This is a genomic window from Candidatus Alcyoniella australis (assembly GCA_030765605.1).
In the GTDB taxonomy this organism is placed as follows: Bacteria; Lernaellota; Lernaellaia; order JAVCCG01; family Alcyoniellaceae; genus Alcyoniella; species Alcyoniella australis.
Genome location: JAVCCG010000019.1, coordinates 39,226 through 64,398 on the forward strand (window position 1 = coordinate 39,226; position 25,173 = coordinate 64,398).

The window sequence follows — 25,173 nt, forward strand, 5'->3', positions numbered from 1 at the left end:
ACAATGCACAGCGTAAGTTTGACCGCGCCCGCGGCGCGTCCCTATAATCGACCGATGATTCGACTGCTCCGCCAAGCGACCCTTCTGCTCGTGCTGCTCAGCGCCCTGACGTTGTGCTCGTGCGCCGAGCGCAACCTGGACCTGATGAGCGCCCGGGAAATCTACGAAACCGGAATGCAGGACTTCGATAAGGGCCGCCATTCGCGGGCGCTCGGAGCGTTCCAGGGGCTGATCGAGCTCTACCCGTTCTCGATGTACGTCACTCCGGCCGAGCTGCGCATCTCCGACTCGTACTACCATCGCCGGATGTACCCCGAGTCGGTGGAGGCGTACAACGATTTCATCACGCGCCACCCGACCAACAAAGAGGTGCCGCACGCGCTGTACATGCTCGGGCTGGCCAACTACAAACAGAAGTTCGCCATCGACCGCGACCAGTTCTATACCCACGAGGCGCTCAAATACTTCCAACGGGTGATCAAGGAATATCCAGACAGCGAAAACCACGCCGACGCGCTGGACAAGGCGGCCGAGTGCCGCCACGACCTAGCCCGGCGCGAGGAGTACGTCGGCCGTTTCTACTATCGCAACAAAGAGTACTTCGCCGCCCTGGGCCGCTACCGCGAGATCATCGAGCAGTACAAGGACACCGAGTTCTACGCCGAGTCGCTGTACATGGCCGGCCGCTGCTACCTGGCGCTGGACAGCCCGGACGCGGCCCGCTTGCTGCTCGATACCCTGATCGCCGAGTTCCCCGACGACAAGTACGCCTCGCGCGCCCGTTCGGTGCTCAACGACCTGAACTGATCGAAGATGAACTTTCGCCGCACACAACTGATCGGCCTCGCGGCCGGGTCAACAGCCTTGCTCGCAACGCTGCTGCTGATTGGCTGTACGCCGGACTCGATATTGATCGAGCAGACCCTCGATCTGCGCGAACGCGCGCTGAATGATCGCGATACGGCGCTCTACCTTTCGACCATCAGCGACGACTATAATTATCAGGGCAAGACCAAGGCCGACCTCGAGCGCAACATCAACGAGCGCTTCGCCTTCTGGTCCAAAATCGAGTTCCAGGCCTGGAATCGACAGATCATGCTGCATGACGACCAGGCGGTGGTCGAACAACAGTTCACTTTCCGCCTGACCCCCAAATCGGGCGGGGAGCCGGTGAAGATCAGCGACTCGGAGCGGATCGTGATGTGTCGCTTGGGCATGCTGTGGTCCAAACAATGGAAGATCGCGGAGGGCATATGAGCCAGGTACGCCAGGAGATCAAGCGCGCCAAGGAGGCCTTCGAGCGCGGCGATCACGACTCGGCCGAGAAGCTGTGCGTCGAAATAGTCAAAGACCATTCCCAATTCGCCGACCTCTACTGCCTGCTGGGCACGATCTACCACGAACGCACCCGATTCTTCGAGGCGTCGCAGATGTTCGAGCGGGCGTTGGAGATCAACCCCAACTACCTCGAAGCCCGGATGAACTTGGTCGTGGCCTACAACGACCTGGGCGAGTTCGAGAAGGCCCAAGAGCAAATCAGCACGATCAAGAGCCTGGCCCAAGAGGACGGCGACGCCATCGACTCCCTGACCAAAAACCGGCTGGCCAACATGCACGCCCAAACCGGCGACCTGTACTGCCAGGCCAACCTCTACTGGGAGGGCAGCCGCGAGTACGAGAAGGCTCTGACGCTGCGGCCCAGGTTTGTCGACATCAAAGTCAAGCTGGCCGTGGCGTTCCGTAAGCTCGGCCGCATCGGCGAGGCCATGCGCCAGCTCGAGGAATCCCTACGCTTCAATCCCGGATACAGCTCGGCGCGCGTACAGCTCGCCCTGACCTGCCACCGCGCCGGGGCCGACAAGCGCGCCATCGACCTGCTTGAACAGGTGCTGCAGCTCAACCCCGATCACGAGCCGGCCAAGCTCTACCTGGACACCCTGAGCTCGGGACAAGGGATCAGCTGACCCGCATCCAAATTGTCCAGCGCAAAGCTCGCGCAGAACCACCTTCTTCATCGTCGCGGCAAACGGGATTGATCTTTCGCCTCGATCCGGCCTAAGAGTCAGTTTTCTTGAACAATACGAGCGGATCATGCTACAAGGTTGCCGGGTGGAAGTGGACGGTGACTGGTGTTGCCCCCGGGCTTCAAACCCGGTGTGGGGCGCTAAAAACGTCTCGGGTGGGTTCGATTCCCATGCACTTCCGCCAATCCCGCCGATCCGTGCCGCGGCGGCCGATACGGAGTCATTTCCGCCGAACCTCAGATCGATCTGCTCCGCTATCGCGCTGACAACTTGGTACTAAAGTTGCTTAACTCTTGGCTAATGCAGAGTTCAACGCGCAAAGCCGGCCGCTCGGTGTTCTTCACGCAGGTTGTCTCGTATCTGCTGATCATCCTGGTCGTCACCGTGACCTACAGCCCGCTCGATGCGAGCGTCCGGGCTCTCCGGGCGCTCGTATTTTAGCTATGATGGTTTATTCGCTTTGACGAACCACACGGAGTGATTGATGCACGAACCGCCGCGTTGGGGAATTCTGGGAACCGCGGAGATCGCCGAGTCCACAATCCGCGCGATCAAGGCCGGCACAAGCAGCGAGCTGCGGGCCATCGCCAGCCGCGATCTCTCGCGGGCCGAGCATTGGGCCCAGAGGCACTCGATAGCATTGGCCTTCGGCTCGTATCAGGAGCTGCTCGCCTCGGGCGAGGTCGACCTGGTCTACGTTCCGCTGCCCAACAGCCTACACGCGCAGTGGACGATCCAGGCGCTAGAGAGCGGGCACCACGTGCTGTGCGAAAAGCCCCTGGCCATCGACGCGGCCCAGGCCGAGCGGATCGCGCAGACAGCCGCGCGTTGCGACCGGCACGTGGCCGAGGGCTTCATGTATCGCCTGCATCCCCAATGGCAACGCGTGCGCGAGCTGATCGCGGATAACGCCGTGGGGCGGCTAAGCTCGCTGTACAGCCGCTTCACCTTCATGCTCGACGACCCGACGGCCAACCCGGCCTCGAGCAAGTTGGCGGGCGGCGCGCTGATGGACGTGGGCTGCTACTGCGTCAACTTCTCGCGGATGATCGCGGGCTGCGAGCCTCTACGCGTCAGCGCCTTCGAGCGCCGCAACGAGGTCGACCTGCTGATGCTCGGACAGCTGGAGTTCCCCCACGGGCTGTTGGCGCAGTTCGAGACCAGCATCGACAACTATGAGCGCCACGGCGCGCAGATCGCGGGCACCCGCGGCTCGATCGAACTCGAATCGCCCTGGATCCCCGGAGACGAGCCGGCGACGATCGTCCTGCGTCGCGAGGGGTTTGCGCCGGAACGGATCATCATCGAGCCCGCGGACTCATACAAGCTGCAAGTCGAACATTTCGTCGAGGTCTGCCAAGGCCAAGAACAACCGCGCTGGCCGATCGACGATTCCGTGGCCAACATGCACGTGATCGACGCGCTGCTGCGGTCGGCACGCGAACAGCGAACGATTAAGGTCTAGAGTCGCGGGAACGCGGCGATGATCGGCTTGACCGACTTCTCGAAGCTCACCGGCACCCGGCCGAAGTGATCGCCGATATAGTTGGCGCGATCGAGCAGATGTGGGTTGCGTAGATAGTCCCAGTCCTTGGGCACCGGCCCCCACTCCTCGATCGAGAGATACTCCTCAAGGGAGTACGGCCGACCGCGGGTGAACAGTCCCAGCCAGCCGGCGAAGGTCGCCACTTTCTGGAACTTCTCGAACAGCTCGATCTGCGAGGGATAGGCGTCGAGCTGTTTACGCTTGTTGGCCCGCTCGCGTTCGTCGAGCTGATAGCGCCAGCGCAGTCCGCGGTAGAACGGGTTGAAGCGCAGGGCCACGAGCACGGTGTACTCGTACATCGGCACGTGGATGAACGGCACCTGCTTGCCGCTGTCGCGCTCGTACTCGTCGACCACCAGCCGCGTGAAGTAGTGGATGATGTCGTGCTCGGGATTGCCCCCCTGGTAGCCGCAGGTGAAGACCGCCTCGGGCTTGTACTCGAAGATGTATTGGCGCAGATCGTCGATGATCCGCTGATAATAGGGCTTGATCCAGTCCACCGCGCGCTGGTTCTCGGTGATGAACATGAAGCGCTGGTAGAGGTCGACCTCGGAGTACTCCAGGCACTGGGTGTGTGAGCCGGGAATGCCCACGGCGGTTGCGCTGTTGAGCGCCTCGGCCATGCGGATCTTGCCGTAGGCCTCGGGGCTGACGTTCTCGATGAAGTACAGGCCGTCGCCGTTGGTGACCCAGACGATGTGCATCCGGTCCGCGGCGCGGGTCAACACGCCGGAGAAGGTCAGCTCGTCGTCCTGGTGCGCCACCACGGTCAGCGGACGTTCCATCTGGTCCAGGGCCTCGAGAAAATCGGGAAGCTCAGTGTACGGTAGACTCATTGTGATCCCCCCAAAACAGCCGAAATCAAAGGCAGGTAACGGGCAGGCGCTATTTTACAGCAATCAGCGGTCGAGACAATGCGGTATCCACGCATCACCCTCCGGGCCCCCAAGCGGCATTTGTACGTCGAGCAGATTAAGCGAAAACATGCGTTTGATGTATTTGCCGTCGAGGCCGATTACGCCTCGCAGCGTTTGGGTATTTGGACGCTCCAGGGGCTCGCCCGGCAGCAGCCCGGCGTCGATTATCGCCTGGGTTGCGACGCGGCCCATCTGTGCGTAGCCCGGCCAGCGCATGTGACAGTAGTCGAAAAACGTCTCGTATCCCGGGATGCCCTGGGGCGCAGCTTCCCACGCCGCGCGCTCCAGATCGACCAACAGCACGCCGGGCGCGGCCGCTTGGGCGCGGATGATCCGATTCAGACTTGGGCGACAGCGGCCCATTGGCAAAATCTCCACGGCATCGAGAAAGGCCTGCCGCGCCTGTTGGCTATCGCCCAACTCCTCCAACAACTTGGCCCGAAACACCGCTTCGCCGTAACCCTCGCAGCCCACAAGCGCCTCTGCCGCAGCCCGGCAGTTGCCCTGCTCCACCAACAGCCGCGCCTGGTCGTAACATTCGCTGGGCATTGGCCGCGGCGAATCACCGCGCGGATCGTAGCGCAGGTTGACCGGCATGGAGCACAGCGCCAGGGGCACGCCCGCCGCGCGGCAGCGTTGCCGCATTTCCTCAAGGTTGCGATCGAACGCCCAACGCAGCTGCTCGACCTCGGCGCGCTGCTCGATGTACAGCGGCAGATTCCGAGCATCGTCCGGCGGCGGCGCGATCAACCGCAGCAGCGCGCGGTACAGCGCCCAGCGGTGCAGGTGGCGATGCAGGCGCGTGGGCGGCAGATAGCCCTCGTTGTTGCCCGTGGCCGCCAACAGCAGGTCCGGCTGGTATTGCAGCACTTCGCGGCAGATCGCCCGCACCCGATGGGAGCTCTGGCCGCCGGCCGCGGCGTTGATCACCTCGAAGCGCAGATCCGGATAGCGCGCGCGCAGCTCCTCGCGCATCCACGAGTCGATCCCGCCGCGATCCATGCCCGGCAGCCCCTGGTAAACGTAGGGCGTGCCCATGGCGAACGAACCGCCGAGCACAAAGATCCGGAAGGTGCCGGGCTGCTTGCGCGCGTCGAACCCGCCGCGCACCATCGCCCGATAGCGGCTGACGTACTGCGCGTCGGGCGCGTCCTCGTCCCCCTCGATCTCGTAGACCGGGCCGTTGAGGTACAACACGCTGTCCGCCGGCCCGTTGATCTCGATCACCTGCTCGCGGTCGAGCAGATCGATCAGCAGGCTCAGCCCCAGCAGCAGCGCCAGCGCGGGCAGCAACGCGAAAACCGCCGCCTTAATAAACGCGCGGAGCTTGCCCTTGCTTTGCGCCATTGGATCTTCGCCGAGACGGATCGCCGGTCGCTAGTCCTGAAGCCGTTTCAGCAGCCAGGCCATGTTCTCGCCCAGGGTCCGTAGCGTATCGAGGCCTTCCTCGTCGTTGCGCATCTCGCCGGGGGCGCCGCCGAGCACCATGTTCCAGTAGCTCGAACCGGGGACGATCATCTGGCTGACCAGGAAGAAGTGGTTGATCCCATCGAAGGTCGGCAGCGCGCCCTGACGCCGCAACGCGACCACGGCCGCGCCGAGCTTGCGTTTGAGCAGGTGGCCGTTGGCCCGGGTCACCATCCCTGCGCGGTCGATCAGCGCCTTGAGCTCGGGGTTCATCCCCGAGAAGTAGACCGGCGAGCCCAGCAGCATGCCGTCGGCCTCAAGCATCTTCTCGATCAAGCCGTTGATTCCGTCCTGCGGGCCGTGGCAGCAACGGTCCTGCGCCTCCTTGCACTTCATGCACGCGCAACAGCCGCGCAGGCCCATGGGATACAGGTGCACCAGCTCGGTGGTCACGCCGTGCTGCTCGAGCTGCTCGCAGACCACCTTGAGCGCCTGGGCCGTGTTGCCGTCCTTGTGCGGGCTGGAGTTAAATGCGATCACTTTCATCGTTCGCTCCTTTTTCTCAATATCGTCAGATTAACTATCCGGGTTGTTATCGTTGTTCTGCGGCAGGCGCAAGTAGACCAGCACCGACGTGCCCTCGGGCAGGCTGAGGCGCTGGACGAATTGCAAACCGCCGCTATCCTCGGGCCGTCCCGAGCGTAGCGCGCGTAGGGTCAGGTCGCGGTCGCTTCCTGCGCCGCCCTTGCCGGTTACCTCGTGCTCGTTGTCCGGCAGCCCCTCGCGCACAATCACCGCGTCGAACTGCGAGAGCTCATGCACCGCATCGTCGAGGGTACGGCCCTGGGCGGGCTGCTCCGAGTTGAACCAGGCGACCACGTTGGCGTGGTGCCCGGCGCAGCTGAGGTAAAAGATCAGCCCGTTGAAGCTGAAGTAGAAGCCCTGCTCGGGCGAGAGCACCGGATGTTCGGCCAGCCCGTGGCGTTCGAGCACGCGGGTGATCCGCTCGAGCTGCCAATCCTCCTCAAAGGGGATGAAATAGCGAAAGTCGCCGAACTTGAGGTAGAAGCCGCGGCGCACCAAAAAGCTGCGCAGTCGGATGATCAGCGGCTGCTCGCCCTTCCACGATCCGGGCGAGAGCCCGCGGATCAGCGACAGGTGGTCGCGCTCGCGACCGCACTCGATGGGCAGCGGTCGAAAACTATTATCGTCGCGCTTGAAGAACGTGGGGAACAGCAGCGACTCGACGATCAGCACACACAGCAATGTCCGCAGAACCACCCGGTTGCCTGCGATCAGCTTGCGCGACGCTCCTACAGGCCGCCCCCCGGCGCTGGATTGCAGCCGCACCTGATAGAACAGCCCGGCGATCAGCACCGCGGCCGGGCCCATCGCCGGCACCAGGTTCATCTCGTTTTGAATCGGCAGCACCAGGAACACCGCCACCGGAATCAGCAGCCAGAGCACGATCATCGTCCAAGTCCACTGCGCCTCGGACGGCGTCTCGAGCCGCAGATCCAAGCGCCTGACCCGGCTTAGGCCGAATCCGATCGCCAGCGTGCCCAGCAGCGCCAGCAGCAGCCAGAGCTTGACGTAGCCCAGATAGTACTGGTCGAGGTAGATGCCGTAGAAGTCGGCCAGCACCGCCAGGTTGACGCTCTCGGTCGCCTCGACGTTGGCCTGCATCTGTCCGATGTAGCGCAACAGACTCGCCAGCCCGTGGGGGAAGTACCAGACCGAGGCCGTCAATGTAAGGCTTAGCGCGCTGAGCGCCACGTTGCGCACCGGGCTTGAGCGCAGGCGCAGCATCACCACCAGCAACGTGGCCAGCAGTCCGCTGGCCGCCACCAGCAGCGGCGCGGGATCGATGCCGTGCAGATCAATGCCGTGAAAGGCAAAGGCCAGCGCTTCGCGATGGACGCCGCCGGGCCCAATGTAGAGCTGCAACGGAATCGCCCAGCACATCACGAGCAGCACCAGCCAACGCCAGACGCTCCAGGGCTTAACGCGCGAGCGTTGGGCACGGGGCGGATTGCGCAACCTGCCGTGGATCGCCCGGATCAGTACGGCCAGCGCCGGTCCCAACGCATAGACGAAAAACGTCTGTTTGGAGAGCATCGAGAGGCCGATCATCAGCCCGGCGAGCAGCGACCAGCGCCGCAGCTCGAACCCGCGGCTGCGCAGCAGCGCCCAGGCGCCCCAGACCGAGAACGCGGCCATCGGCATCTCGAGCAGAAACTGGCGCGAGACGTCGAGCACGCTGGGGAACGTGCCGAGCACCAGGGCGGCCAGCACCCCGCTCCAGGGCGAGAATGCCCGGCCGCAGAACATGTAGATCCCGATCAGCCACAGCAGGAAGAACAGCGTCTGCACGTACATCGCCGCGTCGTAGGAGGGTCCCACCGCGTAGTACAACGCGCTGGCCACGATCGTGATCGGCGGGTAGAACAGAAACGATTGGATGTAGGCGTTGTAGAGCCCCGGCCGCGTGTCGGACCACAGCCACATATCCACGCTGTGCAGGATGTGGTTCAGCTCGTTGTTGTTCGGCGGTCGGGTGTCGATGGTGAAAAAGGCGACGTTCCACGCGCCGAGGTAGACCAGCAGCGCCAGCAGCGCGATCCGCGGAGCCCAACGCTTAAAGCGGCTCATGGCCGATCGTGCTGCGGCGCAAGACACTCGGCCAGCAGCCGCGCCAGCAGCGCGTGTCCCGCAACGGTGGGATGCACGTTGTCCGGCGCGGGATAGATCACGGCCTCGCCCCGGTCGGCCAGCTCGCGCGCCTGGTCGGCCCAGCTCAGCGCGCCGGGCGCGGACCACTCCTGAAGGCCGTGGATCGCGCCGTCCCCGTCGAGGTACAGCGCCTGGATCGGCAACAACTGAAATCCGTGGCGGCGGCCCAGCTCGCGCATGGCCGCGATGTTGCCCCGGTACTGATCGGGCTCCACGCGCTCGAGGTACTCGGCGCCGGGACGCAGCTCGCTATCCCGAACGCGCAGCCCGCGCACCAGGCTGCCCAGCAGTAGGTAGAACCGCGAATGCCGCAACAGCCGCTGCACTCCGCCCACCGCCTGGGGCACGCGATCGAGCACACGCTGATCGCGGTCGGGGAAGCAGCGCGCCTCGTAGCTGTCGTTGATGCCGAAGTAGGCGGTCACCACGTCGGGTTTGTAGGCCAGTAGCTCGGACTCGAGGTAGCGCAGTCCCTGGAACGAGCTGTAGCCGGGCACACCGGCATTGATCGTCTCCACGCGCACGCCGGACATTTTTTCGGCCAACAGCGTCGCCAGCAATTGCGGGTAGGTGCGATCCCAGGGCACGCCGCCGTCGGGCCCCAGACCGAAGGTGCACGAGTCGCCCAGGCACAGGACGCGCAGCGTGTCCGCGGGCTTGTCGCGCTTCAGCGAATCGCCGCGAAACCCCTGGGCGTTGACGTGCCAACCGGGGTTGGGCGCCTTGAGCCGCCAGAACAGGTAGTCGTCGCGCTCAAAGGAACTGGGCTGATCGCGGTGCGGATTGTTGAATCCGCCCTGGCACTGTTCGAGGTCCCGCGGATCGAACGCCAGGCGCGACGCGCCCTCGGCCAGGGCCAGGAACAGCAGCAAAGCCAACAGGCAAAAGACGATCGATCGCGCCGGGCCGGTGGCGTTGTTGCGCTGCTTGGCCGCTCTCATCGTTCGGCGTTTTCCGCACCCTCGATGCCGCTGGGCTTGAACCCGTCGATGCTCAGGCGCACCACGCCGCTGTTTAGCAACGCGTCGCGCACGGCCAGGGCCATCACCTGGGCCCCCTCGGGCGAGAGGCGTTCGGGGTGGCGTTCGGATTCGATGAACAGCTTAAGGTTGCTCTCGAAGGTCTGCTCAAGATCGATCACCGGCGCACCGGTGTCGCGGCCGACCTTGCGCAGCCGCTCGTTGTAACGCCGGTGCTCGGCGAGCCACTGCTGATCGAGGTTCGGCGCCGGGCTGGTCATCAGCAACACGTCGATCCCGTCGACTTCGCCATGCTGCACCAGCCGGTCCATGTTGCCCTCGAAACGGTCGATGCTCACGCGCAGCACGTTCTCGCGCTGGCCGATTTTGAAGATCCGCCGCAGGTCGTAGAGCACCTCGCGGTAAAAGCGATAGCCGCGCGAGCGCAGAGCCCGCGAACGGAAGCTCATCGTGCTGCTGCTCGGATGCTGAAACTGGTCGTCGGGCAGTCCGAGCTTGGCGGTCTGGTAGTCGTTGACGCCGAAGCACGAGACGATCACGTCCGGCTCCAGCCCAAGGTGGCGCTCCACGTAGCGCAGGCCCTGGGTCGAGCTGTAGCCGTCGACGCAGCCGTTGAAGATCGCGGCCTGTCGCTCCAGCGGCAAATCGAGCAGCCGCTGTTGCAGCACCTCGGGCCAGCCGCCGCTTTGCGGTCCCAGCCCAACCTGGTCACCGACGCACAGCACCTTGATCTTGTCATCGGGAAAGCTGGGGTCGATCGGCGGCCGCCAAAACAGCAGGTCGTCGGGCACGCCCACCTTGTGGTCCGCGATCTGCAGCCGCACGTCCCAGGCCGCGGGGTTGCCCTCGTAGCCGATCAGGTACAGCGACAGCTCGCCGAGAATGACCAGGCAGACGATCGCCGTGAGCACTTGCAGCGGCCGAATCACCAACGGTGGGAGCTTGAGTTTAATCACTCGCCTCTTCTGTCCACGCGGTAGAGGGCGAAGGCGCCCTGCTCCACCAGGTTGTGCAAAACCAACAGGCTGTCAGCGGGGATTATAGCATTGCCGTTGGCCGCGATTAGCGCGCGCACCACCTCGTCCGACGAGTCCAGGGCCAGGTAGGTCACATCGAGCCCCACGAGCTTGCGCGCCAGATCGTCGGCCAGACAGTCGCGCTGCTGGGCCCACGGCGCACTGTGCGGCACACTGGTGCACTCGGGAAAGCGGATCTGCTCGATGCGCAGGCCCGACTCCACGGCCAAATATCCGTGGAACGATTGGCTGGTCAGCAGCATGTCGTGCTCCCCGGCCTGGGTGCGCAACAGCCGCGCCGCCTGACGCGGTCCGCTGCCCAATCCGGTCTCGATCCGCTGTTCGTTCAGTCCGCACACCGTGTGTATCCCCGCTGCCAAGAGCACAACTGCCGCGACAATCGTCCCGATCAGGCGTAGCGCCTTGCGGCCCGACAGCAGCGGGTCAAAGGCGCAGGCCGCAATACAACAGATCAGCACGCCGACCATCGTCGAGTAGCGCAGCAGGTCCGGCGCCATGCTGCCGCCATAGGCGCGCAGCTCGAGCAACGCCAGCAGCGGCAGCACCAGCCAGGGCAGCAGCCGCATCCTACGTTCGCGCAGGCAGACCACAACACCGATCAGCGCCGGCAACAGCACGCCCCAGCCCAGTGCGGCGCGCAGGGCCAGCGGCCAACCCAGCAGCCGCTGGGCCGCGGGCTTGCCCAACTCCTGGATCTGCGCCACCTGCGAGGGCAGGAGCAGCGAGTGCAGCGGATCGCCCAGCTTGTACCAGCACACGCCGATGTGAATCAGCGGAAAGACCGCACCCATGGCGGCCAAGGCCAACGCGGCGCGCGGCGTACGCCACAGGGCCAGGGCCAGCAGCGGCACAAAAGCCCAGGCCTCGAAACGGAAGCCCCCGGCCAGATTGAGCAGCAACGCGCAGGCAACCAGCCAGCCCCAGTCAGGAGTTCGGCGCGCCGCACTGGCGCGCACAAAACAACTCAACGCCAGGCAGAATAGCGCCAACGCGGGCCCCTCGGCCAGGCTGACCGTGGAGACCGCGGCCGGGATGTAGGCGATGGCAGCCAGAGCCAGGGCCAGCAGCGCGGTACGGCCACGGCAAAGCCGACGCATGACGTCCCACAGCGCCCACAGCCCTACGCCCGAGAGCGCGGCCGTGGCCAGGCGCACGGCCCAGACGCTGCGCCCCAGGCCGTAATAGCAGGCGGCCAGCCAGTAGGTGTGCAGCGGCGCGAACTCTAGCTGCGGATAGATCCCGGGGTTGCGTTGCCACTGCAACATCAGGTTCAGCCGCGAGTAGGCCTCCTGCTCGCTGGAGACCGCGTTGTCGCTCACCGCGATGATCGCCAGGCGCAGCAGCAGCGCGCCGACGATCAGCCCCAGGGCGTAAAACGGCTCAGCGATCCGCCGACTGTTCACCGTGGTCCTCTTCAAAGTCTTTGCCCGCGTCGGGATAGCTGATGCGGAAGATCGAGTAGTCGCCTTGGGCGAACGCGCGCTCGAAACGGCGACCCTCGAATTCGATCGCGTCGGACCCCTGCCGGGGTAAATCGAACACCACGCAGTTGCCGCCGATGTCCGGGTTGCAGTCGTGGTCGAGGATCAGCAGCGTGGGCCGCGACTCGACCCACATCCGCTCGTAGAATTCACGGTCGAGCTCGTTGCGCAGCTCGCCGGTCCAGATCAGGTTGACGAAGCTGCCTTGCGGCAGTCCGCTCTGGACCATCAGGTAGGGGTGGTAGTCGTGGTCGGTGATGATCGTCTGGCCGCCGCCGTTGTCGTGGATCCATTGGACCATCGCCACCACGTCGTCGGGGTAGGCGTTGTCCCGCGTCTGCTGCAACGCGACCGCCAGGGTCCAGCCCGTGCAGCAAAGCATTACGACTGCCAGCAACGTGCCGCGCCAGGCCCGGGGCGCGCGCAGCACGGCGATCCCCTCGCGCACGCCGTACACGGCCAGCGGAATCAGCAGCAGGTCCATCGACAGGGTGTAGCGGTAAATCGCCGGGTCGATGGTCCCCTTGATCGCGCGCATACCGAATACCGCGATGTTGAACAGGAACAGCACGGGCAGTACGCCCAGCAGCAGGTTGCGACCGCGACGTCGAATCGCGGCAACAGCGCGCGCCAGGCTCCAGACCAGGCCGACCAGGGCCAGGATTGCAACCGGCGGAGTCAGCGCAATCCAGAACGCCTGCGGCCAGGCCCACAGCCGGTACGACAGCGGCAGGTGGACCATGTACTGCAAAAAACTGGTGCCGCTGGTGCGCATGAAGCTCAGTGCGTCGAGCACGGTCTTGGGCTCGGATGCGAAGCGATAGCACATGCCCATGTGGATCAGCGGAAAGATTAAATTCAGCGCGCCGAATAAGATCGCCTTAGGCGCACTGCGCGCCAGCAGCATCAGACACAGCGGCGGCAAAAAGAGCCAGGCCTCGAAACGAAACGCTCCCGCCAAGTTGAGCAGCAGGGCCGAGAGCACGATCCAGCGCAGCGGTACACGGCGCTGGACCAACGCCAAGATTGCAAAGCACAGCCCGCCGAACAGGCACAGCACGAACGGCGCCTCGGCCAGCCCGGTCACCGAGGCGCGCAGGTGCACGTGAAACGCGCCAAGGTAGAGCGCGGACCAGGCCGCGGTCTGCGTGCCGTACAGCGCGCGCACCATGTAGAAAAGAGGGATCACAGTCAGCACGCCGCAGATCGCGTGGACCGCGCGCACCGGCCAAACCACGTTATCAAACGGCAGCGTGATCGCGTAGACGAACCAGGTATGCAGCGGGCCGAAGTTGGTGTCGGGATAGGAACTGCCCTGACCAAGCCAGGTCAGCATCAGATTGATCCGGCTGTAGCTCTCGCCCTCCTGGCTGAAAACGTTGGGCATCCAGGCCAGGAAGATCGCGCGCAACAGCGCGGCAAAGGCGACGATCCCCAGCAGCATCAGCCGCTCTCGCCGCTTTTGCGACAGTCGGCGCGGGGGCTCAGGCATTGTGGCCATTGGGCCCAATCTTAGTCAGCGTGCCCGAGGGCTTCAAGGAAGCTCGCCTCCCGGCCCTTGGACCGGATTGACGAACACCTCGAGCGGACGCGGCGAGCCGCTGAACTCGGCGATCGCTCCCACGCGGCAGTGTGAACTCAAGCCGGCGGGCGGATCGAGCTCGATACACTGCCCGGCCGCTAGCTGTACATCGCGTGCGCCGGGGCTGTGCACGGTAAGACGCTCCTCAAACGGGTAGAGGCAGTCCTGCCAAAAAACCAGGCGCAACGTGCCGCCAGTAGCGCTGGGCGCGCAAGCCCGCAGGGTCGGTCCGCTCGGGTCCGCGTCATGCAGATACTGCTCGTAGCCGATGATTTTAATCCAGGGCCATTTCGCACCCCAGGCCAAGGGCGGACGCATGGCGTCTGCGGTGCGCGGCGGATCGAACTCGCCGTTGCGCAGCACGAACGCGGCGGCTATGCCGTTATCGTACACGCGGTCCAGATCGCGCGAAGTTCGCCGCAGGTGCGCGTTAAGCTCGATCGCCTCGAACCCGCGATCCGCGGCGAACAGCTCGAACACCGTGCGCTCGTGGCGATCAAGAGGATCGGTCAACACTAAGGTCCGTAGCTGCAACGGATCGAGCGCCGCGCGCACGTCGCCTGCAGCCAGGTCGGCCAGACGTTCTTGCGGCAGGTCGACCAGCGTGGGGATTGATGTCGGAGACTGAAGCAACGCCAGGTCGGTGCCGCCGATGGAGCGCGAGTCATAACTATGCTGCGCCGCGTGCAGCCGCGGGCCGAACTCGAGCAACTGGCGTTGCGCCGAATCAAAGGTGAACGGCACGCACCATGCGGCGTTGGCAACCAGCGCGACGATCGCCGCAATGGTAGCTAAACCCTTGGGCGTACGCCGCAGCAGCAGGCCGCAAGGGATCGCGACCAACAGCGTCAGCAGCACGAACAACCCCAGCGCCTTGACGATCGATCCGGCTTGGGTCAGGCCGACGAAGTCCACAATCAGCGGCGTTCCCACCACGCGCTGGCGAAAGAACAGCGCCGCCGCGATCAACGAGGCGACGGCCAATCCGCAGACCGGACCACGACCTGCACGATCAAGGGCAATGCCGCCGAACAGCGCCAGCACGCCGGCCATGGGCAGGGCCGTGCGCGGGAAGTGGTTAACCGGGTTGACCAGCAGCACACCGAGGTTCGCCAGCAGCATCAGAATCAACAGCGCCCGCCCGGCGGTCGAGCCCGAGCGCGCCAGGAACAGTCCGGCCAGCGCCGCGGGCACCAGCAGTGCCAAGCTCAGCGCGTGGTAGTTGACCAGCCCGATCCAACGTCCGCTCCAGGCCTGCCACGAGTAGTGCGTCAGCCAATCGACCTGGTAGTCGTTGAGCACCGAGAGCAGCAGGTCGCTTCCGCCCGTAGCGTCGGCGGGCATGCGCCAGAGCACAATGGGAATCATCATCACGCCGAACGCTGCCAACGCGGCGATCAGCGGACCGGCGCTCCAGCCCTCGCCCTTGTTGCGGCGTCCGCGCAGTAGCAGCCCCAGCGCCACCAGGCCGATGGGCAAAATCGCAAACGCCAGAAACGTCTTGCACAGAAACGCGGCCACGACAGCGACCCCGGCCAGCGCTCCGTAGAGCAGGCCGCGGTCGCGCTGGGCGCGGAAGCACAACCACAGCGCCAGCAGCAACAGAAATGATCCCAGGGAGTAGACCTTGACGATCCCGCCGTAGAACACGGCCAGCGGCAACGGCGCGAGCAGGGCCACGGCGTACAGCGCAGCGCGCCGCGTGCCGACCTTTGCGGTCAGCGCGTAGACCAGCCACAGCGAGCCGATGGACGCCAGCAGCTCGGGCAGTCGCGCCCAGAGTACGTCCACGCCCAGCAGCGCGATCAGCCCGGCCACGATCAGCGTGGGCAGCGGGCTGATCGGCGTGAGCAACCGATATTGGACCAGGTTGTTCGCGGCCAGCAGCAGCCCGGCGCTGTCGTTGTCGAGCATCGGCACGCGCAGCATAAACCACAGGCGCACGGCCGCCCCGGCCGTCAGTAGTAGGATCAGCGCGATATGCCTTTGTTTTCCGGTCATACGCCCGAAACTCTATCATCGGCGATCCGGCCTGCAAAGCTCACCACGACCGTGCTAGCCTGGGGTGTTTATGAGGTTCGTTCACGAGGCGTGTAAGATGCCGCAAGAACAAGAAAGCCGAGCTGATATTCTGCAGGCGTACTCCCTGCAGTACGTCGAGGACGGATCAGCGAGGATGACGCAGTGATTGCGAATATATTGTGCGCCGTAGTAGAACCTCATGAAGAATCCAGGCTAGAATTTATCGATTTGATTACGATCCGCCCTCTGACCGTCGCGCTTGCACTATGCATATGCTTGGTGTGCCTCCTGGTGCTTCCCGGTTGCGGCCCGCAGACCATTGATCAGCCCCTGGCGCCGATCGAGCAACCGCACCCCGATCTGACCGACGTTTCCGTGGAACAGATTATCGAGGTGCTCAGCGATTCCTCGGACGAGCTGGACTTCGAACGCCGGGCGGCCGCGCTGTTGGCCGGTCTGCAACGCGATCCGCGGCTACTGACGCTTGTGGAGAGCCGCACGGTCTCGGCTGTCGACCCGCGGGTGCGCGAGCTGTGCGCCGCGGCTCTGGGCAACTACGGCGAGTACAGCTCGATCGAGGCGCTGAGGCACGCGGTGGCCGACGTTGACCCGGGGGTGCGCGCCGCTGCATTGCGTTCCCTGGGATTGATCAACGATCCGGAGACCGCGCCGCTGATCGCCTCGGGCCTGGACGATCCCGAACCGCAAGTACGGGCGGCGGCCCTCGAGGCCCTGGCCCGCTTCGGCCCGCAGATCCACGTACCGGCCCTGGCCGGACGCCAAGCAGATCTTGATTTTCTCAGAGACCGGCCCAACGCGGCTTGCCTCGAGCGCGGCCGTTCGATCTACGTCGACGCCACAACGGGCAAGGACTCCAACCTGGGAACCAAGGCCGCGCCCCTGCGCACCCTGGCCGCGGCAACCGCGCTGCTCGAGCCGCAACAGGGGATGACGATCTATGCCACTGCGGGCGAAAAGCAGACACCATTTAATGAAAGCGTGCTGATCGGTCCAACAGGCCGCGGCGACCGGGGCTGCCCCACGCGGCTGAGCGCCTGGCCGGGTAAGCCCGCGCCGCTGATCCAAGCCGCGCAATTTTATCCGCTGCCCCAGTTGCATCGCGTCGAGTCCGATCGAGGTGCGCGCTACGAGCTGCCGCTGGCAAAGCGTCCGTTGCGGATACTGGCCCAGGGGCTGGACGCGCAAAGCGAGATCCGGCTGACCGACGAGTCCTCCGAGGATGAGAGCGCCGCCTGGTACACGGGCAGCTCGCTGATGATTCGCGGCGAGGTCGGCGACGGCGTGTGGGTCAGCACGATCGAGGACGGCATCCGCGTGGACCGCGCACCGTACGTCGAGGTCAGCGGCTTCACCGTGCGCATGGCCGCGGACAGCGGGATCGACTTCGACCGCTCGCCCAACGGGGTATGCCGCGAGTGCACCGTGAAGCAGGCCGGACGCCACGGCATCTTTTTCTACTATGCGCCAATGGGCACGGTGATCGATTCGCAGGTCAGCGACTGCGGATTTCAGGGGATCAGCGTGCGCTCGAGTCCGGACACGCTGATCAGCAACAGCCGCTCGTCGGGCAACGGAGTGGACGGTGTGCTGTTCCTCTACGATTCGGACCGCGGCACGCTCTACGGCAGCACGATCGTCGACAATCGCATCCGGGGCGTGGGGGCCGACCAGGGGAGCAACGGGATCAGGGTGATCGATTGCGTGCTGGCCCCGAACATCGGCCCCGAGCTGCGTAGCGACGACAGCTCATCGATCCAGGTCATCCCGTGAGCCGCACACAACACGGCGCCGCGGCCATTGCCGCGGCCTGTGCCCTACTGCTGTTCGCCACGCGGCTGGCCGTTCCGACTCTCGGCGGTCAGCCCTCGCTTGCCGAGGAGCTCGTGACCGGCTCGATCGCCAACGCCTTGCTCGAAGGGCCCGAGCTGCCGCTGTGGGGCTACCACGCGGCCGAACACGGGCTGGGCTCGCTGGCCCTGGCGTTCGCCGCGCTCCCCTGGTTTTTACTGTTGGGCAAGACCGCGATCTCGCTCAAGGCCGGCGCGCTGACCCTCGGCGCGATCAGCGCGGCGCTGATCGTGCTGCTGGCCGGACGACTCGAGGGGCTCGGCGGCGCGGCCCTGGCCGCTGTGTTCTGCGTGCTGATGCCGCCCGGCGCGTTTCTCGCCGCGGCCTACGCCCGCGGTCCCGCGCTGCCGTGCCTGGCCGCGGGACTCGGCGCGCTCTACGCGGCGCTGCGCACGCTGGAGGACCCGCACGGGCGCGTACGCTGGCCGCTGCTATGGGGGCTGCTCTCGGGGCTGGCGGTGAGCGTGGACAACGCCATGCTGGCGCCGGTTCTTGTGCCGCTGGGATTGGCCATCATTCGTGACGCCGACTTCCTGCTGCGTCGGCGCGCGCTGCTCTTGCTTTCCGGCACGGCTGTCGGGACGCTGCCGCTGTTGTTGTTGAAACAGCCGCCGCTCTCCTCGGGCTTCTTCGGCCCCGAGGCGCTGGTGATCAGGGTCGCGGCCCAACCGGATATCCTCTGGCTGGCCGCCTCGCTCCCCGCGTTGCTGGGATTGCTCGCCGTGTACGAGCGGACCCGCAAACAGCAACCCTACAGGCGCGCCCAGGCTGCTTGCATGGTGTTGTGGATCGTGGTGCTCGGCGTGGTGGTCGCGGCCCGCGACTCGCGCCTGCTCGATGCCCTGGCGATGGTCCTGGCCCTGCCCGTGGCCGCGCTGTGCCGCAGGTTACTGCGCTCGAGCCTGGTGCTCGGCGTGCTTGCCGTAACCGCACTGCTACTGCCCGGGCTGTTCGGCCAGTTGGACCTGCTGCGTTCGCCCGCAACGCTCGATCGCCCGGAGCTGCTCGGCCCGGGTTACGATCGGGTCAGCCACCTGGTCGAGGCCGGGATGAGCTGGAGCAACGATTCTACGCAGGCGCGCGAGCTGGTCTCGGCGCTCAATCCGCGCAGCGCCGCGGCCTTTGCCTTCGGGTTCGGCGAGGCTCACGGGGCGGGCACGGATCCGCTGGAGCAGAAGCTGATGACCTGCGCCGACCTGCCCGAGCCCGTTCGCGCGGCCTGTGCCGTGGGCGTGGGCTACGCCTGCCACCAGAACGACCAACCGCTGGACCTGCCGCTCTCGCGCAGCAGGCTCTATGAGTTGGTGCAATTGGGGATGCTGGTCTCGGCCGCTCGCGAGGGCTACTTCAGTACCGAGCAAATCGCCGAGTATGCCGACCTGCTTTGTAAAACCCTCGACCCGCGAATCGGTCCGGGAATCCGGAATCTCGTACACTCGTTGCTTGCAATGCCTCGCGACGAACCGGTGAAATAGGCCGATGTTTCGCCTGAGCCTGATCCAACCGCCGCTGTCGGCCGCCCAACGCTACGGCGGCCTGGCCGCTGCGGGCAACAGCCTGCCCAACCTGGGCATGCTGCAACTGGCGGCCGTTGCGCGCGAGCACGGGGCGCTGGTCCAGCTGATCGACATGCAGGCCCAGGGCTGCGACGCGCAGCAGGTCGCGCAAAGCGTAGCGCGGTTCGCCCCGCAGCTGGCGGGCTTCACCGCGGTGACGATCTCGGTGGCCGCCGCGGCCGCCGCGGCCACAGCAATCAAGCGCCTGCTGCCCGATACGTTGCTGATGCTCGGCGGGCCGCACGTCTCGGCTGTGCCCGAGACCACGCTGGAGCGCTTCGTCGACTTCGACATCGGCGTGATCGGCGAGGGCGAGCGCACGCTGATCGAGCTGATCGACGCGCTGAGCGCGGGCACGCCGCTGGAGCCGATCGCCGGGCTGCTGTTGCGCCGCGACCACGGACTGCAACGCAGCGCACCGCGCGGGCTGATCAACGACCTCGACCAGCTTCCGCTACCCGCCTGGGATTTGCTGCCGCAGATGGCCACGCGCTACCGCCCCTCGCCGCAGTCGACCGCGGGCCTGCCCTCGGCGATCCTCTTCACCTCGCGCGGCTGCCCCTATCACTGCACGTTCTGCGACCGCACGGTATTCGGCAACCGCGTGCGCAGCCTCAGCGCCGAGCGCGTGGTCGAGATGATCGAACACCTGGCGCAGAGCTACGGCATTGTGGACTTCGCGATCCACGACGAGATCTTCGTGCTCGACCAACCGCGCCTGCGGCGGATCTGCGAGCTGATCATCGAGCGCGGGCTGCGCGTAAGCTGGAACGCCCAGGGCCGAGCGGACCGGCTGCTGGACGCGCAGACATTGGCACTGATGCGTCAGGCCGGATGTTGGCAGATGCAGATCGGCATCGAGTCCGGCGACCCGACGATCCTCAAGCTGATCAACAAAGGGATCACCATCGACGACGTGCGCGTCATGCTGCGAGCTGTGCGCGCGGCCGGAATGCACACCAAAGCGTTCCTGATGCTCGGACTGCCCGGCGAAACCCAGGCCACGTTGCAACGCACCATTGAGCTGGCGATCGAGTTGCCCCTGGATGACATTACGGTCACACTTTTTACCCCCTTCCCCGGATCGCAGGCCACAATGGACCTCGAGAGTTACGGGGAGCTGGTCGGCGACTGGAGAACGATGTCCGAATACGAGGTGAGCTTCGTGCCCAGCGGCCTAAGCGCCGGGCAGCTCGAGCGCGCGCGGGCGCAGTTGCTGCGGCGCTTCTACCTGCGACCGCGGGTAATCGTTGACTACGCCCGACGAATGCTGAAACCAGGGATGGCCGCACCGCTGGCCCACGGCGCGCTGGCCTTCGCCTCCACCATACTGCGGGAAACGCGTTGAAGATCCTGGGGTTCAACGCCTACATCCACGACACCGCCGCGGCGCTGATCGAGGACGGCGAGCTTGTCGCCTTTGCCGAGCAGGAGCGCTTCGACCGCATTAAGCATTCCACCGGCCTGCCGGTCGATGCGATCCGCTACTGCCTGGACGAGGCGGGGATCGACGTTGACGGGCTCGACGCCGTGGCCTTCTACTGGGATCCTTGGGCCGGGCTGGGCCGACGCGCGTTACAGACCCTGCGCAACCTGCCGCGCTCGACCCGTCTGTTGGGCCTGCACAGTCGCAACTGGCGCTCGGTGTTCAACGTACGTCGCGCGTTCAGGGATGCCGTGGGCTACCGTGGCCCGTTCCACCACGTTAACCACTACCTGAGCCACGCGGCGGCCAACCACTACAGCTCGGGGCTGGAGCGCAGCGCCACGCTGGTGGTCGACGGCAACGGCGAGATCGCCTCGTCGTTACTGGCAGTGGTCGACGGCAAAGGCGTGCGGCCGCTGAGCTGGACGCTTTACCCGCACTCGCTGGGCCTGGTCTGGTGCACTGTCACCCAGTACCTGGGCTATCTGCAGAACCAGCACGAGGGCAAGGTGATGGGCCTCTCCAGCTATGGCCGCGGCGAGCTGGTCGATAAATTTCGCAAGGTGGTCTGGGCCCAGAACGACGGCCGGATCCGCTGCGACCTCTCGTACTTCGATTACTACGAGGATCGCGTCGACTGGTTCTCGCCGCGCTTCGTCAAGCAGTTCGGCCCGCCGCGCAAACCCGACGGACCGATCGAGCAGCACCACATCGAGATCGCCTGCGCCCTACAACAGGTTACCGAGGAGATCCTGCTTGAGCTGGTCGAGCAGCTCGTGCGGCGCAGCGGACTGCGCGACGTGACCTTTGGCGGCGGCGTGGCGCTCAACTGCGTGGCCAACGGCAAAATCGCGGCCTCGGGACTGGTCGACTCGCTGCACGTGCAGCCCGCGGCGTCCGACGCCGGAGCGGCCTACGGCGCGGCGCTGTACACGCACATCGCCAACGGCGGCATGCCCCCTTCGCCGGTCACCCACGCCTACTACGGCCCGCAGTTCGATGAGGATCGAATATTGGCGGCGTTTCGCGCCCGCGGCATCGAGCCGCAGCGCGTCGACTCGGCCCGCGTCGCTGCCGAGGATCTGGCTGCAGGCCGCATCGTCGGCTGGTTCCAAGGTCGGATGGAGATCGGGCCGCGCGCCCTGGGCAACCGCAGCATCCTCACCGATCCGCGGCCGGACTGGATGAAGGACCGGCTGAACAACAGGGTCAAACACCGCGAGATGTTCCGGCCCTTCGCGCCCTCCGTGCCGTTGGAGCGCGCCGAAGAGTTCTTCGACACCGGCGGCCGACCCTCGCCGTTCATGCTGCTCGCCGTTCCGGTGCGCGAGCAGTGGCGCGACAAGCTGCCCGCGATCACTCATGTTGACGGCACCGCGCGGCTGCAAACCGTGGAGCGCGCGGACAACCCGCTGTACCATGAGCTGCTCACGCGCTTCGGCGATCTAAGCGGCGTACCAGTGCTGCTCAACACCAGCTTCAACGTAGCGGGCGAGCCCATCGTCTGTACGCCCGACGACGCCGTGGCCTGCTATTTGGGCACGGAGATCGACGTGCTGATCGCCGGACCGTTCCGCGCGTCCAAACCCGAGGTCTGAACGTGGCGCGGCGCAGGCCACGACGGCTAATCTTCGCGCTGATCCCGCTGCTGTTGCTGATTCTCGGCGGCGAGCTGGCGTTGCGCGCCATCGAGTTCGAGTACAAACCGTTCTACCCCCGACCGCACACGCGCTGGTCCGGCGGCGACGGTTTTTCCGCCGACTGGTGGGGACGGCTGCGCGAGAGCGATCTGTACGTGGCCGATCCCGAGCTGTTCTGGTCGCTGCGGCCCGGAGCGAACGAGCCGGGAACCACGCCGGAGAGCGCATTGCCGCTGACCAACTCGTTGGGACTGCGCGGCCCGGAGATCCAGACGCCCAAGCCCGCGGAGCGCAAACGCGTGATCAGCCTGGGCGACTCGTGCACCTTCGGCGACGGTGTGCGCACCGATCAGACTTACGCCGCGTTGCTGCGCGACGAGCTGCTGCTTCTGCAACCGGACCTGGATGTGGACGCGGTCAACGCCGGGGTGCCGGGATACACCTCGTTCCAGGCCCTGCGCCAGTTGCGCGACCGGCTGCCCGCGCTCGAGCCCGACCTGGTCACGCTCTACTTGGGGCTCAACGATCACATTACGCCCAAGGGCTGCATCTCCGACGAGACCCGCTCCGAGCTGATTGGGCGCGCAACCCAGGTGCGCGGCGGCCTGCAATCCAGCCGCTTCTACCAGCTTGCGACCTATCTTGTGCTCAAGCTGCGCCGCGGCGACGAATGCCATGATCCCGAGCGCGGGCACCAGGTGTTCCGCGTGTCCACGCCCGAGTTCCAGCGCAACGTGACCGCGATCCGCGATTTGGGACGCGAGCGCGGCTTCAAAGTGCTGCTGTTCACCATCCCGCACTCGTTCGACTACGAGCCCTCGCTCAACCCCTACATCCGCGCACTGGCCCGCGAACAACAGATCGAGCTGCTCGACCTGTTCCGCATTCTCAAGGCTCGCCAGGAAGCGGGTCAGAGCCTGTATAACGCGGACGGCGGACACCCCAACGCAGCGGGCCACCAGGCCATTGCTCAGGCATTGGCCCAACGCATCGTCGAACAGGGAATGCTCGGCGCGGAGCCCGCTCAGTCCGAGTAAGGCAACAACTCGATGGAATGTACGGTCAGCGCGCCGCCGCTGAGCATTCTCAGCTCGATCCAGTCCGGCCTTCCGGCCAACAGCCAACGCGGATCGCGATCCAGCTCCACGCGCACTGCGTGCGGACCGCCGGGGGGGATGATCACGCCGATCTCGCCCTGCTCCAGCCTGCGGCCGTGCTCCCGTCCCCAGCGGAACTGGGCTGAGCAGGGCCGGGCCCAATTCGAGCTCAGGACCAACCGCACGGCTCCGACGCACGTGGAATCCAGGCCCGGATCCTCCAGGTGCAACGCCGGGTGCCGGCCGAACTTCGGCTCCAGGCGCAGGTCGTCGCCTTCCCGCTCGATCCGTGCGTCGATCGGCCGCAGGCGCGAGCACAGCTCCGGGTCCCTAAGATCCAGAAGCACCGGCGACTGCCAATAGATCGCAGCTGCGCACGCCAGCAGCTCGGCCGTGACGTCCTCCAGCCGGCCCGGATGCTCCTCCCAGCTAAGCACCAGGGAACGCCCGCGCCCCAGGGCCTTGCGAAAATCGTTGGGCCTGTCCGCCGTGGTGCTGGCGGCGTTGGCGGCAACCCAGATCTGCGGCGTGCGCTCCTGCCACAGCGGCAGGAAAAAGCCGCGCAGGTCGTTGAGCGCCAGGGGGAACCCGTGGAGCATGTCCGGCAGGTTGCACGCCACCAACTCGTCCAGGTCCGCGGGATCGGCGCAGCGCCGCAGCACAGACTGACGCACGTCCTGCATTTGCTCGGCTGCCAGCTGCTGGGCACGGACCTGCGCCTGGCCCGCCACGGTCCACAGCCCGGCGAGCAGCACTAGCGCTACGCGGCCTAGCCAACGCGCACGCGGGCCGTCAACTCCATGCCCCGCGGCCCATACCCCGAGCAACGCCGCGGCCAGGGCAAAGCGGTAGAAGCACTGTCCCTCGTAACCGAACACCGCGTACATGGCCGAGGGCAGCACGGCCAGGGCCGCCGGGCACAGCCCGATGCGTCCGCGTCCGCGGTTGAGCCAGGCGATGACGGCCAGGGCGCACCAGGCGAGGAAAAACAGCCGCACCATCCACACCAGGGGCTCCGGCGCGAACATGCTGAAGTTCAGCGGCCCCAGGAACACGTGGGGCAGGTCAAAGAGGAAAGACTTGAGCCCCAGCGCCACGGCTGACACGCCCGGGTCGTTCAACGCGCCGCCGAACCGTCCGAACAGCACCAAGCGCAGCACTGCCACCAGGGCCAGCACGGCCAGGGAAATCGCCGCGGGCAGCAGCGTGGCCACGCTCAACCGGCGCACGCCCGCGGGCCGCAACGCCAGGCTCACCAGCAGCACCAGGCCCGGCAGCACGAACGCCAGCTCCTTGCTCAGCAGCGCCGCCAAGGTCCACAGGCAGACCCCAGCCAGGGCCCGCCGCGGCCGTGGCGGACTCCCGCGCACGTAGCGCGCTGCCGCGGCCAGGGCCAGCAGCGAAAAGATCGCAGCCAGCAGGTCGTAGCGCGCCATGATCCAGGTGGTCGCTGCCGCGGCAAAGGGGTTGGCCACGGCCAGCAGCCCCGCGGCCAGGGCCGTGCCGCGCCCCAGGCCCGCAGCCCTTGCCAGGCGCCATGTCGCCAGGCCCATCAGCCACAGCAGCAGCAGGTTGGTCAGCCGCGGGCCCCAGGGATCGAGCCCCCAGACCTGCACGTCGAGGATCAGCAGCAGCCGCGGTAGGGGCCGCCAGTAGACCCAGGCCAGGGGGGTGATCATCTTGTGGGCATCGGCCAGGCCCACGACCTTGGCGAAGTAGAGCATGGCGCCGTCGTCGATCAGCAGGCCGTGGTCCAGGGTATGGCCGTAGAGCAACGCCGCACACAGCGCGATCAGCAACGCTGCGATTGCAGTGGAGGGACCTCTGTCGTTCTGTGCGGTATTTATCACGCGCAT

The 25,173-nt window shown here is 65.9% G+C and carries 19 protein-coding genes and 1 tRNA gene; 10 read left to right on the forward strand and 10 right to left on the reverse strand.

What is annotated here, in order from left to right; genetic code table 11:
* Positions 1 to 3 precede the first annotated feature (3 nt).
* The 5 genes from bamD (at position 4) to P9M14_02230 (ending at position 3,489) form a co-directional block, all read left to right on the forward strand.
* Entirely contained in the window at positions 4 to 807 is an 804-nt protein-coding gene (gene bamD / locus P9M14_02210; protein MDP8254541.1) for an outer membrane protein assembly factor BamD, read from the forward strand.
* Positions 808 to 813: 6 nt separating this feature from the next.
* Positions 814 to 1,257 (forward strand): hypothetical protein, encoded by a 444-nt coding sequence (locus tag P9M14_02215; protein ID MDP8254542.1) that lies wholly within the window; start codon positions 814 to 816, stop codon positions 1,255 to 1,257.
* Entirely contained in the window at positions 1,254 to 1,964 is a 711-nt protein-coding gene (locus P9M14_02220) for a tetratricopeptide repeat protein (protein ID MDP8254543.1), read from the forward strand. Before P9M14_02215 ends, P9M14_02220 begins: the two co-directional genes overlap by 4 nt.
* Positions 1,965 to 2,111: 147 nt before the next feature.
* A tRNA-Sec gene (locus tag P9M14_02225) sits at positions 2,112 to 2,208 on the forward strand.
* Between the two features lie 300 nt (positions 2,209 to 2,508).
* The gene (locus P9M14_02230; protein ID MDP8254544.1) at positions 2,509 to 3,489 is read left to right on the forward strand and encodes a Gfo/Idh/MocA family oxidoreductase; all 981 of its coding nucleotides are present in this window, start codon (positions 2,509 to 2,511) and stop codon (positions 3,487 to 3,489) included.
* On the opposite strand, the gene P9M14_02235 is transcribed toward P9M14_02230, so the two are convergent.
* From P9M14_02235 to P9M14_02275, 9 genes are all read right to left on the reverse strand, one after another.
* Positions 3,486 to 4,406, reverse strand: coding sequence for a PIG-L family deacetylase (locus P9M14_02235; GenBank protein MDP8254545.1), 921 nt, complete (start codon positions 4,404 to 4,406; stop codon positions 3,486 to 3,488). The genes P9M14_02230 and P9M14_02235 overlap by 4 nt on opposite strands.
* Before the next feature lie 63 nt (positions 4,407 to 4,469).
* Positions 4,470 to 5,834 carry a hypothetical protein gene (locus P9M14_02240; GenBank protein ID MDP8254546.1) on the reverse strand — a complete coding sequence of 455 codons (1,365 nt, stop codon included), beginning with the start codon at positions 5,832 to 5,834 and terminating at the stop codon, positions 4,470 to 4,472.
* A 30-nt stretch (positions 5,835 to 5,864) separates the two neighbouring features.
* The gene (locus P9M14_02245) at positions 5,865 to 6,440 is read right to left on the reverse strand and encodes a flavodoxin family protein (GenBank protein MDP8254547.1); all 576 of its coding nucleotides are present in this window, start codon (positions 6,438 to 6,440) and stop codon (positions 5,865 to 5,867) included.
* 30 nt (positions 6,441 to 6,470) lie between these two features.
* The gene (locus tag P9M14_02250; protein MDP8254548.1) at positions 6,471 to 8,546 is read right to left on the reverse strand and encodes a glycosyltransferase family 39 protein; all 2,076 of its coding nucleotides are present in this window, start codon (positions 8,544 to 8,546) and stop codon (positions 6,471 to 6,473) included.
* Positions 8,543 to 9,568, reverse strand: a complete 1,026-nt coding sequence (locus tag P9M14_02255; GenBank protein MDP8254549.1) for a GDSL-type esterase/lipase family protein — start codon at positions 9,566 to 9,568, stop codon at positions 8,543 to 8,545. The genes P9M14_02250 and P9M14_02255 overlap by 4 nt, the downstream gene beginning before the upstream one ends.
* Positions 9,565 to 10,563 (reverse strand): SGNH/GDSL hydrolase family protein, encoded by a 999-nt coding sequence (locus P9M14_02260; protein ID MDP8254550.1) that lies wholly within the window; start codon positions 10,561 to 10,563, stop codon positions 9,565 to 9,567. Before P9M14_02260 ends, P9M14_02255 begins: the two co-directional genes overlap by 4 nt.
* Positions 10,560 to 12,047, reverse strand: coding sequence for a glycosyltransferase family 39 protein (locus tag P9M14_02265; protein MDP8254551.1), 1,488 nt, complete (start codon positions 12,045 to 12,047; stop codon positions 10,560 to 10,562). The genes P9M14_02260 and P9M14_02265 overlap by 4 nt, the downstream gene beginning before the upstream one ends.
* Entirely contained in the window at positions 12,025 to 13,626 is a 1,602-nt protein-coding gene (locus tag P9M14_02270; GenBank protein MDP8254552.1) for a glycosyltransferase family 39 protein, read from the reverse strand. The genes P9M14_02265 and P9M14_02270 overlap by 23 nt, the downstream gene beginning before the upstream one ends.
* A gap of 33 nt (positions 13,627 to 13,659) precedes the next feature.
* Entirely contained in the window at positions 13,660 to 15,708 is a 2,049-nt protein-coding gene (locus P9M14_02275) for a glycosyltransferase family 39 protein (protein ID MDP8254553.1), read from the reverse strand.
* Between the two features lie 312 nt (positions 15,709 to 16,020).
* On the opposite strand from P9M14_02275, the gene P9M14_02280 reads away from it, so the two are divergent.
* Genes P9M14_02280 through P9M14_02300 form a run of 5 tightly spaced genes read left to right on the forward strand, consistent with a single transcriptional unit; the run spans position 16,021 to position 23,257 of the window.
* Positions 16,021 to 17,520: a HEAT repeat domain-containing protein gene (locus P9M14_02280; GenBank protein MDP8254554.1), complete on the forward strand. Its 1,500-nt coding sequence runs from the start codon at positions 16,021 to 16,023 to the stop codon at positions 17,518 to 17,520.
* Positions 17,517 to 19,073 carry a hypothetical protein gene (locus tag P9M14_02285; GenBank protein MDP8254555.1) on the forward strand — a complete coding sequence of 519 codons (1,557 nt, stop codon included), beginning with the start codon at positions 17,517 to 17,519 and terminating at the stop codon, positions 19,071 to 19,073. The genes P9M14_02280 and P9M14_02285 overlap by 4 nt, the downstream gene beginning before the upstream one ends.
* A 4-nt stretch (positions 19,074 to 19,077) precedes the next feature.
* Entirely contained in the window at positions 19,078 to 20,502 is a 1,425-nt protein-coding gene (locus P9M14_02290; GenBank protein ID MDP8254556.1) for a radical SAM protein, read from the forward strand.
* Positions 20,499 to 22,178 (forward strand): carbamoyltransferase C-terminal domain-containing protein, encoded by a 1,680-nt coding sequence (locus P9M14_02295; GenBank protein ID MDP8254557.1) that lies wholly within the window; start codon positions 20,499 to 20,501, stop codon positions 22,176 to 22,178. Before P9M14_02290 ends, P9M14_02295 begins: the two co-directional genes overlap by 4 nt.
* Positions 22,179 to 22,180: 2 nt before the next feature.
* The gene (locus tag P9M14_02300) at positions 22,181 to 23,257 is read left to right on the forward strand and encodes an SGNH/GDSL hydrolase family protein (protein ID MDP8254558.1); all 1,077 of its coding nucleotides are present in this window, start codon (positions 22,181 to 22,183) and stop codon (positions 23,255 to 23,257) included.
* Here the strand turns inward: P9M14_02300 and P9M14_02305 are convergent.
* A complete protein-coding gene (locus tag P9M14_02305; protein ID MDP8254559.1) occupies positions 23,245 to 25,173 on the reverse strand; it encodes a hypothetical protein in 1,929 nt (642 codons plus the stop codon). The genes P9M14_02300 and P9M14_02305 overlap by 13 nt on opposite strands.

Coding starts and splice junctions, on each gene's coding strand:
- bamD (MDP8254541.1), top strand. CDS start 4: ATGCACAGCGTAAGTTTGACCGCGCCCGCGGCGCGTCCCTATAATCGA.
- P9M14_02215 (MDP8254542.1), top strand. CDS start 814: ATGAACTTTCGCCGCACACAACTGATCGGCCTCGCGGCCGGGTCAACA.
- P9M14_02220 (MDP8254543.1), top strand. CDS start 1,254: ATGAGCCAGGTACGCCAGGAGATCAAGCGCGCCAAGGAGGCCTTCGAG.
- P9M14_02230 (MDP8254544.1), top strand. CDS start 2,509: ATGCACGAACCGCCGCGTTGGGGAATTCTGGGAACCGCGGAGATCGCC.
- P9M14_02235 (MDP8254545.1), bottom strand. CDS start 4,406: ATGAGTCTACCGTACACTGAGCTTCCCGATTTTCTCGAGGCCCTGGAC.
- P9M14_02240 (MDP8254546.1), bottom strand. CDS start 5,834: ATGGCGCAAAGCAAGGGCAAGCTCCGCGCGTTTATTAAGGCGGCGGTT.
- P9M14_02245 (MDP8254547.1), bottom strand. CDS start 6,440: ATGAAAGTGATCGCATTTAACTCCAGCCCGCACAAGGACGGCAACACG.
- P9M14_02250 (MDP8254548.1), bottom strand. CDS start 8,546: ATGAGCCGCTTTAAGCGTTGGGCTCCGCGGATCGCGCTGCTGGCGCTG.
- P9M14_02255 (MDP8254549.1), bottom strand. CDS start 9,568: ATGAGAGCGGCCAAGCAGCGCAACAACGCCACCGGCCCGGCGCGATCG.
- P9M14_02270 (MDP8254552.1), bottom strand. CDS start 13,626: ATGGCCACAATGCCTGAGCCCCCGCGCCGACTGTCGCAAAAGCGGCGA.
- P9M14_02275 (MDP8254553.1), bottom strand. CDS start 15,708: ATGACCGGAAAACAAAGGCATATCGCGCTGATCCTACTACTGACGGCC.
- P9M14_02290 (MDP8254556.1), top strand. CDS start 19,078: ATGTTTCGCCTGAGCCTGATCCAACCGCCGCTGTCGGCCGCCCAACGC.
- P9M14_02305 (MDP8254559.1), bottom strand. CDS start 25,173: ATGCGCGTGATAAATACCGCACAGAACGACAGAGGTCCCTCCACTGCA.